Here is a 14589-nt window from a genome sequence, read left to right on the forward strand (position 1 = left end):
AGAGTGTTCGGTCAGATCAGCCACGCCGCAGCGTTGACGGGCAACTGACCGTCGACGAGTGGTGCGCTGCTCAACAGCAGCTGCCCGCTCGGCAATGCGATCGGCACCTCCGTGGTGTTGAGAGCACAGATCAGACCACCGCGTCGACGGAAAGCGAGGCAGCCGGGGGGACTGCCGTACCAATCGATGTCGGTGCCGGAAAACTCAGGCCTGGCGCTACGAAGTTCGAGGGCGGCGCGATAGAGCGAAAGCATCGAGTCCACGTCCTCGATCTGAGCCTCCACGGTGAGCGTCGACCACTCGGCCGGCATCGGCAACCAGGTGCTCGCACCGGTGGTGAATCCGAACGGGGGTTCGCTCCCTTCCCACGGAAGGGGCACTCGGCAGCCGTCGCGTCCTCGCTCCGCATGTCCGGATCGTTCCCAGACCGGGTCCTGTAGTGCGTCGTCGGGAAGCTCGACGTTCGGCAGGCCGAGTTCTGCGCCGTTGTAGATGAAGCTCGCGCCCGGCAGCGCCAACTCGACGAGAATCATCGCCCGTGCGCGTTGCGTTCCGATCTCGCCCCCGCCGTAGCGCGTGACTTCACGTTCGACGTCGTGATTCGACAGTGTCCACGTGGGCACACCCCCGACCTCTGCGACGGCCGCGAGGGAGTTCTCCACGGCCTCTCGGACGGACTCGGCCGAGAATTCGGTTTCTGCAAGCCGGAAGTTGAATCCGAGATGCAGCTCGTCCGGCCGGATGTATTCGCCGAACTTCTGGTTGTCCTTCACCCAGATCTCACCGACGGTCATCGCCTCCGGGAACTCGTCCATGACCTTGCGGATGCCGCGGTGGATTTCGTGAACTGCCGGGTTGTTGAACCGTGGGTCGTCGTCGGAATTGCGCATGAGCTCGTTGAGCTCCCAGTCGTGGTCCGGCAAACCGTCGGGCTTGGCCATTCCGTGAGCCACGTCGATGCGAAATCCGTCGATTCCGCGCTCGAGCCAGAAGCGCAGAGTCTTGGCGAGGTCGTCGAAGACTTCGGGGTTGTCCCAGTTCAGGTCTGGCTGTTCCTTGGCGAAGATGTGCAGGTACCACTGGCCGGGTGTTCCGTCGGCTTCGGTGACGCGGGTCCACGCCGGGCCGCCGAAGATGCTCGGCCAGTTGTTCGGTGGTTCGTTGCCGTTCTCACCTTTGCCGTCTCGGAAGATGTAGCGGGATCGCTCCGCAGAACCGGGCGCCGACGCCAGGGCAGCCTTGAACCACTCGTGCTGATCACTCGTGTGGTTCGGGACCAGGTCCATGGTGACCTTGATTCCGCGTTCGTGGGCTGACGTGATCAGCGAATCCATCGTCGCCAGATCACCGAACAGGGGATCGATGTCGCGAGGATCCGAGACGTCGTAGCCGTGGTCTGCCATCGGTGACTTCATCACCGGGCTCAACCAGATCGCGTCGATGCCGAGCAGTTCGAGGTAGCCGAGTTTCTCCTCGACTCCGCCGAGGTCGCCGATACCGTCGCTGCCCGAATCGGCAAAGGAACGCGGATAGATCTGATAGAAGACCGCCTCGTTCCACCACGGGGCTTCTGGCCGGCTTACAGAGGACGAATCCGCGGGGGTGCTCACAGCAGTTCATAGTGCCAAACGTCCGGCACTCTCACGACTTGGACACGGCAAAACCGTGACTCTTTACCTAGCCTTGGTGTACTTTGCATTGACGCGGTGATGCCATGTGGCAACTTTGGTGTTACTGCCGGGGGAGAAGTATCGAGAATTCAACCAAGGGGGCTTGGCCTTGACTTTGTCGGCAATCGAAGCGGTTAATTTGGATCACGTGTTACTCGACGAGGATCCGATCAACCGGGACTGGATAATCTCCGGCACACCGGTTGCGCGCTCGGCGCAGTGGTCGGTGAGTAAAGACGGAACCACGACCACGCACGTCTGGGATTGCACGAAGGGGCGCTTTCGCTGGTACTTCCACGCGGACGAAATCGTGCACATCATCGAAGGTTCGGTCACCGTTCAGGCCGACGGAATCGCGAAGCGAACCCTCGGAGTCGGCGATGCCGCACTTTTTCGTGCGGGCAGCTGGTCGGAGTGGGAGGTCGAAGAGTACGTGCGCAAGCATGCAATCTTGAGTTCACCCCTGCATCCCACGGTGTCGTTCGGGGTACGAGCAGCTCGTCGGGTCGCGCGCGTGTTCAGGCCGAAAGCGAAGTAAACGGTCAGATGGCGGAGTTGACCATGGACGCGGCAGCCATCTCCATGTAGTCGATCAACTGCTTTCGGTGCACCGGGCTCAGAGTCTTCTCGTCGATGGACGCGATGGCGACGTGCATGCACCGCAGCCACGCATCACGCTCGATCGGGCCGATCACGAATGGATTGTGGCGCATCCGCAGACGCGGGTGTCCACGCTCCTCCGAGTACGTGTGCGGCCCGCCCCAGTACTGCTCGAGGAACATCCGCATCCGCCGCTCGGCCGGGCCGAGATCGGCCTCGGGGTAGAGCGGGCGCACAACCTCGTCCTTCGCGACTTCTTCGTAGAATCGCGCGGTGAGCTTGTGAAACGTCTCGGCTCCGCCGACGGCGTCGTAGAAGGTCTGCTGCACGTCGTGCTGTACGTCATTCATGGCAACTTCCATTGTGCCTGACGGCCGTAGTGGTCGGTTTCCGGGTCGACGACGGTTGTATCGGGTCGGACTGCGTACCCATTCACCGGAAATTCACCGGCCGTCCTGGCAATTTTGTTCGAAATGGGAGTGCGTAACGCGATCATCCGTGGTCAACTTGGGGGCAGTCTCCCGGAGGTCGTATGAAGAACCGACATGCTGCACGCAATCACCGACAACTCCAGCCCACTAGCGCGCGGAACGACCACGCGTTAGGGGCTGTTCTGGAAGTTGTTCCTGACGGGTTCGCGCACACTGCCGACCCACTCTTTTCCGAAGAACGTTCTCACCTCGAGATGTTCCCTCCCGATCGCGTCGTGCCCGAGTGGGTAAAACGTCGGGTGCTACTGCTCAACGTCACGTACGAACCGCTGACCGCCCTTCCTGCCCGGCGCGCGGTCGTACTGATGGCCTGCGGCAAGGCCGATACCGTCCACGAGGACGAACAAGGCCCGGTAGTCCATTCTGCGGACTGGTCGGTGCAGGTTCCCTCGGTCATTCGATTGCGCACCTACGTGCGCGTTCCGTATCGCGCCCGTATCCCTATGACTCGTGCCGCACTGATGCATCGTGACCACTTCCGATGTGCGTACTGCGGAGCCAAAGCCGAAACCATCGACCACGTCGTTCCTCGCAGCAGAGGTGGCGGGCATTCGTGGGAGAACTGCGTCGCCTGCTGTGCCCCCTGCAATCACCGCAAGGCCGACAAGATGCTCAGCGAACTCGGATGGACTCTCCGTGCGGAACTGGTTCCGCCGTCCGGCCCGCACTGGCGTCTGCTCGCGGCGACCAAGGAATTGCATCCGGCGTGGATGCCGTATCTCGGCGTGGGCGCCGCCTGAGCTATGTGTCGGCGTGGGCGCCGCCTGAGCTATGTGTCGGCGTGGGCGCAGCCTGAGCCGCGTTCTGTCGTCACCGAAACGAAATTGCCCGAGAATTTGTGGCCCTGACGCTTTCCTTCCTGGCGTTCTGGGCTACGTTATCTGGTGTGAGCATTCTCGAGGTAGTACTGATATACGTTGGGATTCCGGCCTTGATCACCGCGTTCTTCGCGGCTGCGTCCTTCCTCGGGAAGAAGACGCCGGGACCGGTTCCGCCGGCGTTCCATCTCGGTGAGTCGTGGGATCACGCTCCCGTGCTGTGGAGTGCTGTCGACGAAGTCACCGTTCGCGGTGGCCATCACGGCAGTGCGCACGCAATCGAAGCCGGTTCGGCTGATCTGATCGGAGGGTCCGCAAGTGGCAAGTGGTGATCATTCGACCGCGCTCGCAGTAGCGCCCGAGGACCTGCCGGTCGGCAGCGTCGTCACGTCCAGCGGACGTGTTTCCGGTGTGCACCGCATCGGCGAGCCGTTCACCGACGATCTTCCGTTCGAGACCAGGGATCTGGTCGCGCTCGACGTCGCGATGACCGAAGCGACGCGCGCCACCAAGGTGCGATTCAACGCTTACATCGGTGATCTCGGTTCCGATCCGGCAGCGGGTGCCGACGCACTGTTCCCGACCACGCCCGAAGCCGAGCGTTCCGTGCTGATCGCTGTCTCGCCCAACCAGCGCACCGTCGAGGTACGCAGCGGGCGGGCAATCGCCGATCGGGTCACTGATCGCGTTACCCAGCTCGGAGCAACCGCAGCTGTCGCATCGTTCAGCGAAGGCAATCTGATCGACGGACTGATCAGCGCAATCCGCGTTATGGCAGCCGCAATCTCAGCGCCGTAACTTTTTGTCGGACAAAGGCCGGTGCCCGCGTCGATTCGTGAGAATCGACGCGGGCACCGGCCTTTGTCATGTCAGCTCGCGTCGAACTTCCGTGCGGCGAGCGAACGAACCACACCGGCCTGGCCTTCGACGACCAGACGACGCAGCGCGGGAGGGATGTCGCCTTCGAGGAATCGGTCTGCGGTCGCGATGGATTCTGCAGAGATCGACCACGACGGGTACAGCCCGATGACAACCGTCTGTGCCACTTCGCTCGAGCGTCGTTCCCACACTGCCGCGATGTCGGCGAAGTAGCGGGAGACGAAGGGTTCGAGCAATTCGTCCTGGCCTTCGCGAGCAAACCCGCCGATGATGGATCGCGCGGTGATGTTGGGCACCGAGTCGTCGCCGACGACCTTCGCCCAGACCTCTTCCTTGACAGCGGCCTGCGGACGTCCGGCCGCGGCAGCCGCGGCTTGACGAGCGCCCGCCGCGGTCGGGTCACGCTGGGCTTCGGCGTCGATGAACGGAGTTGCAGTTCCTTCGGCGTCGATCTCACCGGCAGCAGCGAGTGCCCCGACGATGCGCCAGCGAAGATCCGTGTCGACGATCAGGCCGTCGAGCCCAACGGTGGAAGGATCGGCGTCGAGCAATTCGCGCAGAACCTCGGTGTGCCACGGGGAGAGTGCGGCGCCGGTGAGTGCGTTGACGAATGCCAGCTGATGGTCGGACCCGGCCTCCGCCTCACGTGCGAGTTCGAGCAACCGATTGGCGAAGCTCGCCGCGCCTTCGGCCTCGGCCCAGGCAGGGTCTGCGTAGGAGCCGATGGCGGTCTGGGCCTGGAGCAAGAGACGTTGCACCACACCGACTTCGGTCTCCGAACTGATGCCGCGCTCGACCAGTGCGACGAAGTCGCGTGCCTTCAGTTCGGCCTGACGGGTCATTTCCCACGCCGCCGACCAGACCAAGGTGCGGGGGAGTGACTCGGTGATGTCGCCGACTCGCTCGATCGCGGTCGCCAACGATTCGGGATCGAGTCGCACGGAGCCGTAGGTGAGATCGTCGTCGTTGACCAACACGAGTGCACCGCGGGCGACGCCGACAAGTTCGGGGACATCGGTGCTCTCCACAGCATCGAGGTCGAGTTCGACGCGATGGCTTCGCACCAACTTGCCGTCGACGTCGTCGTAGATGCCGATGGCGATCCGGTGGATTCGACGCTCCCCGGCGCCGGGGGCGGCACCGTCCTGCAGGACGGCGAAGCGGGTGAACTTTCCGTCTGCGTCGACGTCGAAGTCGGGTCGCAGGATGTTGAGGCCGGTGGTCTTGAGCCACTGTCGACCCCAGTCGGAAAGGTCACGGCCCGAAGACTTTTCGAGTGAGCCCAGCAGATCGTCGAAGGTTGCGTTTCCGAATGCGTGCTCACGGAAGTACTCACGCAGTCCGGCGAGGAACGGCTCGAGTCCGACGTAGGCGACCAACTGCTTGAGTACGCTGGCGCCCTTGGCGTAGGTGATGCCGTCGAAGTTGACCTCGACGGCGGCCAGGTCCGGAATGTCCGCGGCAATCGGGTGCGTCGACGGCAACTGATCCTGGCGGTATGCCCACGACTTCTCGACGTTGGCGAACGTCGTCCACGCGTTCGTGTACTCGGTCGCTTCCGTCTGGCACAGGACCGAAGCGAAGGTTGCGAACGACTCGTTGAGCCACAGGTCGTCCCACCACGCCATCGTGACGAGGTCTCCGAACCACATGTGCGCCATTTCGTGCAGGACCGTCTCGGCACGACGCTCGTACGAGTAGCGGGTCACCTTGGAGCGGAAGACGTAGTCCTCCAGGAAGGTCACGGCGCCGGCATTCTCCATCGCGCCCGCATTGAATTCGGGGACGAAGAGCTGGTCGTACTTGCCGAAGGCATAGGGAACACCGAAGTTGCGGTGGTAGAAGTCGAATCCCTGCTTGGTCTCGGTGAAGAGCCGCTCCTCGTCCATGAACTCGGCCAGCGAAGAGCGGCAGAAGATTCCGAGGGGGATGTCGCCGTGCTCGTCGGAGTAGTTGTCGGTCCACTGCGCGTAGGGACCGGCGATGAGCGCCACCAGGTACGTGCTCATCTTCGGGGTGGTCCGGAAGACGTGCTGGCCGGGATCGGCGGCGAGGGTCTCGACGACAGCGGAGTTTGAGATGACCTTCCACGACGTGGGAGCGGTGACGCGGACATCGAACGTGGCCTTCAGATCGGGCTGATCGAAGCACGCGAACATGCGCTTGGCGTCGGCCGTCTCGAACTGTGAATAGAGATAGACGGCGTCATCGGTCGGGTCGACGAATCGGTGCAGCCCCTCGCCGGTGTGGGAGTAGATGCAATCGGCCTCGATGACCAGTTCGTTGTCGGCAGCGAGGTCGGGCAGGCTGATACCCGTCGACTCGTCGTAGTCGGAGACGTCGAGCGCGGTGCCGTTGAGGACCGCGGAATGGACTCGGGCCGCGACGATGTCGATGAAGCTGCTTGCGCCTGCCGTCGCCGTGAACGTGACGGTGGTCTTCGAGGAGAACGTCTCCTCGCCGGGTGCGTCGTTGCCGTCGGTGAGATCGAGTTCGATCAGGTAGTTCTGGACGGTCAGGATTGCCGACCGTTGCGCTGCGGTTTCGCGTGTCAGGTTAGGTGCGACCACAAAGATCTCCTCGTAGATGGTGCGGATCTATTACGTCCATCCCATCACGAAGAGAACGACTGCACTCAAGCGGACACTTCTGCCAGCGGAATCTCCGGATCGGCCAAACGCTCCGGATCGACGGGACCCGAAGACGCGACCAATTCCTTGATGGCGTCACCGGCGTCCCAAATGTTCACGTTCATGCCGGCGAGCACCTTGTTCGCGGAATCGAGCCAGAATGCCAGGAACTCGCGCTTGTCGACGTCGCCGCGAGTGACCACACGGGAGTAGCCGCCGTGCGGTGCGTGACCCACGTATTCCATCCCGAGGTCGTACTGGTCGGTGAAGAAATACGGCATGCGCACGTACTCGGCAGGCCGCCCCAACATGGTGTCTGCGGCCGTCTCAGGCTGGTTGAGCGCGTTTGCCCAGTGCTCCACCCGAATTCGTGAATTCAGAATCGGATGCTGTGCGGCCGCGATGTCGCCCACTGCGACGATGTCCGGGTCGCTACTCTGCAGACCGGCATCGACGAGAACGCCGTTGTCGACGTCGATACCCGCCTCCGACGCCAACTCGGTGTTCGGCAACGCGCCGACAGCGATCAACACGGCGTCGGCCGGAATCACGGTGCCGTCGCTCAAAGTGACGCCCGAGGCGTGATCGCCGTCGACAGAGATTGCGCTGACGTCCGTGCCGGTGCGCAAGTCGACGCCGTTCTGGCGGTGCAGAGCGGCGAAGACCTCACCCATTTCCGGGCCGAGGGTCGATTCGAGCGGAAGGCCGGCATGTTCGAGCACGGTGACGTCGACGTCGAAACCGCGGGCCGACGCGGCAATTTCGAGACCGATCCAGCCGGCACCGATCACGACGAGCTTCTTGTCGGCGGCCAGGGTGCGCAGCAGCGCAGCGGCCTGATCGACTGTTCGTACGTAGTGAACGCCTTCGGCGTCGGACCCCGGGATGTCGAGGCGCCGCGAACGTGAACCGGTGGCCAAGGCGAGCTTGTCGTAGCTGATCGTGGAACCGTCCGGAAGTGACACGGTGTGCGCAGCGGGGTCGATGGCCGTTGCCGTCGTTCCCGGACGAAGATCGATGTGATGGTCGCGGAACCACTCGCCGTCGTGGACGGTGAATTCGGGGAGTGTCTTCTTGCCCGCGAAGAACTCCTTCGACAGTGGCGGCCGCTCGTACGGGAGGTGGTCTTCTTCACTCAAAACGGTGATCTCACCGTCGAAATCTCTGTCACGCAGGGCTTCTGCGATCTTTGCGCCCGCGAGCCCGCCGCCGACGATCACGAATCTCCGGTTGGTGCTCATTACTGAACCACTCCTTCGTACTCGTTTCTTTTCGACACTACTGCGATCGGAAGGTAGTTCGGGGGAAAGCGCGGGAAGGATTGCGGGTTCATGATTGTTGGCAGAACGGGAGTATGTCCCCGAACTGATATGACCTGACCGACATGAACTGATAGGGAGTTTCTTCGTGAGCGCAACCTCGAGCAAGACCACGGACACTGCTGACTTCTGGTTCGACCCGCTCTGCCCGTGGTGCTGGATCACCTCGCGCTGGATTCTCGAAGCCCAGCAGGTACGCGACATCGAGGCCAAGTTCCACGTGATGAGCCTTGCGGTTCTCAACGAGGGCCGCGACCTTCCCGACGAGTACCGCGAGATGATGACCAAGGCCTGGGGCCCGGTCCGCGTCGCTATCGCTGCAGCGCAGTTGAAGGGTGACGAGATCCTGCTGCCGCTGTACACGGCCATGGGTACGAAGATTCACAACGAGGGAAACAAAGATTTCGCCGACGTCATCAAGTCGTCCCTCGCCGAGGTGGGCCTGCCCCCTGAATTGGCCGAGGCTGCCGACACCGACAAGTACGACAAGGCACTGCGTGAGAGCCACCACAAGGGTATGGACGCCGTCGGACCCGACGTCGGAACCCCGACGATCCATGTCAACGGCGTGGCGTTCTTCGGTCCCGTGCTGTCACGCATCCCGCGCGGCGAGGATGCAGGCAAGGTGTGGGACGGCGCTGTCGCGCTGGCCGGTTACCCCCACTTCTTCGAGCTCAAGCGGACCCGCAACGAGGATCCTCAGTTCGACTGAGCGGCAGTGAGCGCCGGATTTCGGTAGAGCTGACCGGGCCGGAAGAACAGATGCCCTGAGTGCGTGCGGTTGCGAAGCGCGGCCGCACGCCAGGTCAGCACCGGATGCGACGACAAGATGTTGACGAACCACGGGAAGAAACCGGATTCGAGTGTCGCGCGATCGGCGAGTTCGTCGAACCCGACCAGACCCACGAGATACTTTCCGGCGCCGAGGACACCCATGGCGCCCGGTGCGCCCTGCGGGCGCATGTGGAAACCGAAGTTGTCTGCCGTGTACTCCATGGAACGCGACAGCGAAGACCCGATCACCGGAATGTAGTTCGACGCGAACTGTCCCCACTGACGCCAGTACGACGCATGCCCAGCAGCGATGTGGCCGACCTCGTGGCCGATGATGAATGCGAGCGCATCGGGCTCGCGAGCCTGCCCACCGACTTCGAACAGGTCGCTGTAGACGACGACGAAACGGCGAAATCCGTGCCCCGACGCAAACGCGTTGATCCGTCCGTTCCCCAGCACGACGTAGGCATCCGGCGGAGTTTGCATGCCGAACCGTGCCGCAGCCTCGGCAACCAGCTGATACCCCTCCGGAAATTGTGAAGGCGTCATCTTGATTCCGTTGACCTGTTGCGATCCGTACAGCTGTCCTCGCGCGAGGAACAGCAGGATCGGAGCCGCGAGCACCACGAGGATCCATGTCGACAGATCACCCGCAGCGATCAGGACGATCGCCACCACATAAGTGACGACCGTCGTCAGAACGGCGAGCACGAGTAGCGGAATTTCCCACGGGTGGCGAACGGCGTCACTGCCCGGTGACACACGAACGGCGGGTGCAGCGGCCTGGCCGTTGACGGGGTACATGGGCACCACGATAGGTGCGCTCGCGCGGTGATGCGTGTTCCTGAAAGTGTGACGTCGACCCGGGTGCGCCCGGCTGGTCGGGCCTGAGAGAATTGTCGCCATGCGCGTATACCTGGGTGCCGACCATGCCGGATTCGAACGTAAGAACGAGATCATCGAACACCTGAAAGCGAACGGCCACGAGGCCATCGACTGTGGTGCTCACGAGTACGACGCCGTGGACGACTACCCGGCATTCTGCATCGAAGCCGCAAAGCGCGTCGTTGCGGACGAAGGCAGCCTGGGAATCGTCCTGGGCGGCAGTGGCAACGGCGAGCAGATCGCAGCGAACAAGGTCCCCGGCGCACGGTGCGCCCTCGCCTGGAGCGTCGAAACGGCGAAGCTGGCCCGCGAGCACAACAACGCTCAGCTGATCGGCATCGGCGGACGTATGCATTCCCTCGAGGAGTCGCTTGCCATCGTCGACGCTTTCCTCGCCACCGCATGGTCGGGTGAAGAGCGCCACCAGCGTCGTATCGACATCCTGTCCGAGTACGAGAAGACCGGCGTCGCACCGGCTCTGCCGCAAGCCTGATTCGAAAGTTGTTCCGTGCCTGAAGGTCATACCCTGCATCGGCTGGCACGGTTGCATGCCCGCAAGTTCGTCGGTTCACCGGTCCGCGTCCTCAGTCCGCAAGGCAGATTCGCCGAGGACGCGCGGTTGGTGGACGGACACGTACTCACGTCCTCGGATGCCTGGGGAAAGCACCTCTGGCACACCTATGACAACGGATTGACAGTTCACGTACACCTCGGGCTGTACGGAAAGTTCACCGACTCCGCCCTGCCGATGGAAGAACCGGTAGGCCAGGTCCGGATGCGAATGGTCGGTGCCGATTTCGGCACCGACCTTCGTGGTCCCACTGCCTGCGAAGTCCTGCTGCCCCCTCAGGTCGCCGCGATCGAGGCGAGACTCGGGCCGGACCCATTGCGCCGCGACGCGGATCCGGAGAAAGCCTGGTTGCGAATCTCCAAGTCCAAGAAGGCGATCGGCGCGCTGCTCATGGACCAGGCGGTCCTGGCGGGTGTCGGTAACGTCTACCGCGCCGAACTTCTCTTTCGTCACGGAATCAACCCTGAACGACCGGGGAATCTTCTCTCTCACGACGAATGGACTGCCATGTGGGCAGATCTTGTCGAGTTGATGAAAGTCGGTGTCAGGCGCGGGAAGATGCACGTCGTTCGCGCCGAGCACGACAACGGAGATCCGGCGTACGCGAAGGATCGTCCGCGGACCTACGTCTACAGAAGAGCAGGATCGCCGTGCCGCGTGTGCGGCACGCCGATCCTGCATTCCGTCATGGAGGCGCGAAACCTGTTCTGGTGCCCGGTGTGTCAGTCGGCTTAGAAGTCGAAGCCGCCGAAGTCCCCACCGCCGAAATCGCCGCCTCCGAAGTCCCCGTAGTCGCCGCCTCCGCCGTCTGCGGTGAAATCGGTGTTGTCGATACTTCCTTGGTCCGCGCCGGAGTCACCGGCGTCCATACCCTGATCTCCCGAGTCGCCGGAGTCACCCTGGTCTCCGGAGTCACCGCCGGCTCCCGTATCGCCACCCTGCGCGAAAGCTTCTGCGCTGTAAGGAACCCCGGCCATTCCGGAGAACATGGTCGAGAACAGCATCATCGAACCCAGACCCCACGCCCCGGCGACGAGGGCAGGCTTCCACCACGGCTCGGAGTACCAGCCGGCCGGGACCGGGCGTCCTGCGACTCGGCCGCCGGGGTAGTAGTTGGGTGTGTGCGACGACGGATTGGGTGATGCGGCGACCTTGCGGCCCTCGAATTCCACCTCGCGATCTTCGGTGACCGAACCCGCGGCCTTCTGTCCGTCGATGGAAGGAACGTCCGGTCCCGGATCCGTGCCCATCGCCACCCGTGCCGCGCGGATGTAGTAAAGCCCTTCCAGTGCAGTCTGTTTCGCGAGACGTGCCTGCACCGGCGTTGCGGCCTGATCGATCTGCGAGCCTGCGGCGTTGTATCGTTCGGCCGCGTCGGCGAGGGCTTGGCGCGACGCGTCGTCACTGCCGGTCAGGTTGTAGACCTGACCGCCGAGGCGTTCGATCGCCTGCCGGGCATCGGCTTTCGCGTCGTCGAGTTGCGTTGCGCTGTGGCCGGAACCGCGTTGCTGGCTTTTCATGACCAGAAATACGACTACGGCCAGAACGACGAGTATGAGAAGAATCGTGGTCACGAGTGGCCTCCCGAGCAGAATCGATCCGGACAACTCCAGGATACGGACTGCAGGGGAGTGGTCTGAGCGGGCAAAGTCTGAACACAAAAAAATCCGCACCGGCTGGGCCGGTGCGGATTTTGTGGAGTTTCCCTCCTGATGGAGGGGATGACGGGAATCGAACCCGCGTGATCAGTTTGGAAGACTGAGGCTCTACCATTGAGCTACATCCCCGTGCATACGACAACTCGGGATCGCCGTGTTCGTCGTCTGCGATACGAAACTGTACCCAATGCCCCACCGGATTTCATAATCGGGGGGTCGGAGAAGTTCGAGACCGTCGTTCACCTGGGTAATTTCGATTTGCCCGGCGAGTCGGGGTGTCTTTTCCTTCCGGCCCGGCCTCTGATTCCGGCTCGCATCACGGTTCAGGCAAAGCTGTATGTGGCGGCGGTGGATGACATAGTTGGATGACATACTTGCGGGGGCGGACAGCCGGGCCGTGTACAAACGGCGGTCGGGTTCGTGAGAGAGTAGTGAGCGCGATAGGGTTGTGCGCGGTCACCGATGGTGGCTGCCTTTGTGGCCCGCTGTCTTTGTGGCCTCGGATGGCCGTATCGTGTGTTTCATGTGATCGGAAACGGGATGTAGCGCAGCTTGGTAGCGCATCCGCTTTGGGAGCGGAGGGTCGCAGGTTCAAATCCTGTCATCCCGACAAGTACGTACATGGCACTCACCTCCAGCAACTACGGGAGTGGAGTGCCGCGCCAGACAGCAGTACCGATTCAACACAAGTTGTGAGCAAGACCAGACGAAGGAGCGAAGTTTCGTGAAGAGCACCGTCGAGCAGCTCAGCCCGACGCGAGTCCGTATCAACGTTGAGGTGCCCTTCGCGGAACTCAAGTCTGATTTCGACAAGGCCTACAAGGCCCTCGCGCAGCAGATTCGTCTCCCCGGCTTCCGCCCCGGTAAGGCTCCGGCCCGACTCCTCGAAGCACGTGTCGGTCGCGGCGCAGTGCTCGAGCAGGTTGTCAACGACGCTCTGCCGTCGCGTTACTCCGAGGCTGTCACCAGCGCCGGCGTGAAGGCCATCGGCCAGCCCGAGATCGAGGTCACCAAGATCGAAGACGGCGAGCTCCTCGAGTTCACCGCCGAGGTCGACGTGCGCCCCGAGATCGAGCTTCCCGACTTCAGCTCCATCAACGTCGAGGTCGATCCGATCGAGATCACCGACGAAGCCATCGAAGAGCAGCTGCTTTCGCTGCGTCAGCGTTTCGGCACCCTCACCGGCGTCGACCGCGCAGTCGAGGACGGCGACTTCGTCTCGATCGACCTGTCGGCCACCGTCGACGGCGAGAACGTTGCCGAGGCAACCGCGAGCGGACTGTCGCACGAGGTCGGATCGGGCCAGCTCATCGAGGGCCTCGACGAAGCCATCGTCGGCCTCAAGGCGGGGGAGTCCAAGGACTTCACGTCGACGCTGGTCGCCGGCGAGTACGCGGGCAAGGAAGCTGTTGTCACCGTGACCGTGCAGACGGTCAAGGAGCGCGAGCTTCCGGCTGAGGACGACGAGTTCGCTCAGCTCGCCAGCGAGTTCGACACCCTGGAAGAACTGAAGGCTGACCTCCGTGAGCGCGTCGCACGCGTCCGCAAGGTCGAGCAGGCCGGTCAGATCCGCGACAAGGTTCTCGAGCAGCTGCTCGAGACCGTCGAGGTTCCGTTGCCGGAGGCCGTTGTCAAGGCTGAGGTCGACGCTGCACTGCACGACGCCGTTCACGGTCTCGATCACGACGAAGAGGCACTGAACAAGCTCCTCGAAGAGCAGGGCAGCAGCCGCGAAGAGTTCGACAAGGATGCACAGGAAGCCGCTGAGCGCTCCGTCAAGACGCAGCTCTTGCTCGACTCGATCGCCGATGCGGGCAACGTCACCGTCGGTCAGGACGAGCTCACCGAGCGCATCCTGTTCCAGGCGCAGCGTTACGGCATGGCTCCCGAGCAGTTCATCCAGCAGATCCAGCAGGCAAACCAGCTCGGCGCCGTCTTCGCAGACGTTCGTCGTGGCAAGGCTCTCGCGTCGGTCGTCGAGTCGGCCGGTGTCAAGGACACCTCCGGCGCAGTCGTCGACACCGCTGAACTGTTCGGCAGCAGCGAGGACGAAACCGAAGCGGATGCGTCTGATTCCGCCGAGAGCGAAGACAAGTAAAAACGCAGGCGGACGGGTGTTTTCACCACGATCGACTGCACTGAGTTTTCCGCTTTGAGCGAAGTAGGGCGGCACCGGGACTCCGGTGCCGCCCTACTTCGTTACTGTCTGTGTCAGTAGAAGTGTTTCGCATAGACGATCCACCGCACAAGTAGATCCACATAGAAGGCAGGTACCGTGACTTCCAATCACCTGG

The 14589-nt window shown here is 62.8% G+C and carries 14 protein-coding genes and 2 tRNA genes; 9 read left to right on the top strand and 7 right to left on the bottom strand.

Annotated features, from left to right (window positions below):
- Positions 1-11: 11 nt before the first annotated feature.
- Complete coding sequence (locus tag I7X09_RS18940) at positions 12-1610, bottom strand: glycoside hydrolase family 13 protein (protein ID WP_200313280.1); 1599 nt, start codon at positions 1608-1610, stop codon at positions 12-14.
- Positions 1611-1716: 106 nt separating this feature from the next.
- On the opposite strand from I7X09_RS18940, the gene I7X09_RS18945 reads away from it, so the two are divergent.
- The gene (locus I7X09_RS18945) at positions 1717-2208 is read left to right on the top strand and encodes a cupin domain-containing protein (protein WP_166811399.1); all 492 of its coding nucleotides are present in this window, start codon (positions 1717-1719) and stop codon (positions 2206-2208) included.
- Positions 2209-2212: 4 nt separating this feature from the next.
- Here the strand turns inward: I7X09_RS18945 and I7X09_RS18950 are convergent, their stop codons facing one another.
- Entirely contained in the window at positions 2213-2620 is a 408-nt protein-coding gene (locus I7X09_RS18950; RefSeq protein WP_003944464.1) for a globin, read from the bottom strand.
- A 182-nt stretch (positions 2621-2802) separates the two neighbouring features.
- Here I7X09_RS18950 and I7X09_RS18955 point away from each other — a divergent pair, with 182 nt between their 5' ends.
- From I7X09_RS18955 to I7X09_RS18965, 3 genes are all read left to right on the top strand, one after another.
- Positions 2803-3501, top strand: coding sequence for an HNH endonuclease (locus I7X09_RS18955; protein ID WP_172436519.1), 699 nt, complete (start codon positions 2803-2805; stop codon positions 3499-3501).
- A 146-nt stretch (positions 3502-3647) separates the two neighbouring features.
- Complete coding sequence (ctaJ, locus tag I7X09_RS18960) at positions 3648-3911, top strand: aa3-type cytochrome oxidase subunit CtaJ (protein WP_007730943.1); 264 nt, start codon at positions 3648-3650, stop codon at positions 3909-3911.
- Positions 3898-4377, top strand: coding sequence for a DUF5130 domain-containing protein (locus I7X09_RS18965; RefSeq protein WP_095969711.1), 480 nt, complete (start codon positions 3898-3900; stop codon positions 4375-4377). Before ctaJ ends, I7X09_RS18965 begins: the two co-directional genes overlap by 14 nt.
- A gap of 71 nt (positions 4378-4448) precedes the next feature.
- On the opposite strand, the gene pepN is transcribed toward I7X09_RS18965, so the two are convergent.
- Both pepN and I7X09_RS18975 read right to left on the bottom strand, forming a co-directional pair.
- A complete protein-coding gene (pepN, locus tag I7X09_RS18970; RefSeq protein ID WP_200313281.1) occupies positions 4449-7028 on the bottom strand; it encodes an aminopeptidase N in 2580 nt (859 codons plus the stop codon).
- Between the two features lie 65 nt (positions 7029-7093).
- Positions 7094-8329, bottom strand: a complete 1236-nt coding sequence (locus tag I7X09_RS18975; protein ID WP_095969713.1) for an NAD(P)/FAD-dependent oxidoreductase — start codon at positions 8327-8329, stop codon at positions 7094-7096.
- Positions 8330-8495: 166 nt separating this feature from the next.
- Between I7X09_RS18975 and I7X09_RS18980 the strand changes: the two genes are divergently transcribed.
- Positions 8496-9119 (top strand): DsbA family oxidoreductase, encoded by a 624-nt coding sequence (locus I7X09_RS18980; protein ID WP_200313282.1) that lies wholly within the window; start codon positions 8496-8498, stop codon positions 9117-9119.
- On the opposite strand, the gene I7X09_RS18985 is transcribed toward I7X09_RS18980, so the two are convergent.
- Positions 9107-9985 (bottom strand): M48 family metallopeptidase, encoded by an 879-nt coding sequence (locus tag I7X09_RS18985; RefSeq protein ID WP_166811405.1) that lies wholly within the window; start codon positions 9983-9985, stop codon positions 9107-9109. The genes I7X09_RS18980 and I7X09_RS18985 overlap by 13 nt on opposite strands.
- Positions 9986-10085: 100 nt before the next feature.
- On the opposite strand from I7X09_RS18985, the gene I7X09_RS18990 reads away from it, so the two are divergent.
- Positions 10086-10559 carry a ribose-5-phosphate isomerase gene (locus I7X09_RS18990; RefSeq protein ID WP_003944571.1) on the top strand — a complete coding sequence of 158 codons (474 nt, stop codon included), beginning with the start codon at positions 10086-10088 and terminating at the stop codon, positions 10557-10559.
- 15 nt (positions 10560-10574) lie between these two features.
- Complete coding sequence (locus I7X09_RS18995; RefSeq protein ID WP_095969715.1) at positions 10575-11372, top strand: Fpg/Nei family DNA glycosylase; 798 nt, start codon at positions 10575-10577, stop codon at positions 11370-11372.
- Here the strand turns inward: I7X09_RS18995 and I7X09_RS19000 are convergent.
- Together I7X09_RS19000 and I7X09_RS19005 are read right to left on the bottom strand one after the other, a co-directional pair.
- Positions 11369-12157: a DUF1542 domain-containing protein gene (locus I7X09_RS19000; RefSeq protein ID WP_200317927.1), complete on the bottom strand. Its 789-nt coding sequence runs from the start codon at positions 12155-12157 to the stop codon at positions 11369-11371. The genes I7X09_RS18995 and I7X09_RS19000 overlap by 4 nt on opposite strands.
- A gap of 193 nt (positions 12158-12350) precedes the next feature.
- Positions 12351-12424: transfer RNA gene (locus tag I7X09_RS19005), tRNA-Gly, on the bottom strand.
- A 407-nt stretch (positions 12425-12831) separates the two neighbouring features.
- On the opposite strand from I7X09_RS19005, the gene I7X09_RS19010 reads away from it, so the two are divergent.
- Positions 12832-12905: transfer RNA gene (locus I7X09_RS19010), tRNA-Pro, on the top strand.
- Between the two features lie 114 nt (positions 12906-13019).
- Entirely contained in the window at positions 13020-14393 is a 1374-nt protein-coding gene (tig, locus tag I7X09_RS19015; RefSeq protein WP_095969716.1) for a trigger factor, read from the top strand.
- Positions 14394-14589 lie beyond the last annotated feature (196 nt).

Source organism: Rhodococcus sp. P-2, from assembly GCF_016598535.1.
Lineage (GTDB): Bacteria > Actinomycetota > Actinomycetes > Mycobacteriales > Mycobacteriaceae > Rhodococcus_F > Rhodococcus_F baikonurensis.

Coding starts and splice junctions, on each gene's coding strand:
- I7X09_RS18985 (WP_166811405.1), bottom strand. CDS start 9,985: ATGTACCCCGTCAACGGCCAGGCCGCTGCACCCGCCGTTCGTGTGTCA.
- I7X09_RS19000 (WP_200317927.1), bottom strand. CDS start 12,157: ATGAAAAGCCAGCAACGCGGTTCCGGCCACAGCGCAACGCAACTCGAC.
- I7X09_RS18950 (WP_003944464.1), bottom strand. CDS start 2,620: ATGAATGACGTACAGCACGACGTGCAGCAGACCTTCTACGACGCCGTC.
- I7X09_RS18955 (WP_172436519.1), top strand. CDS start 2,803: ATGAAGAACCGACATGCTGCACGCAATCACCGACAACTCCAGCCCACT.
- I7X09_RS18975 (WP_095969713.1), bottom strand. CDS start 8,329: ATGAGCACCAACCGGAGATTCGTGATCGTCGGCGGCGGGCTCGCGGGC.
- I7X09_RS18990 (WP_003944571.1), top strand. CDS start 10,086: ATGCGCGTATACCTGGGTGCCGACCATGCCGGATTCGAACGTAAGAAC.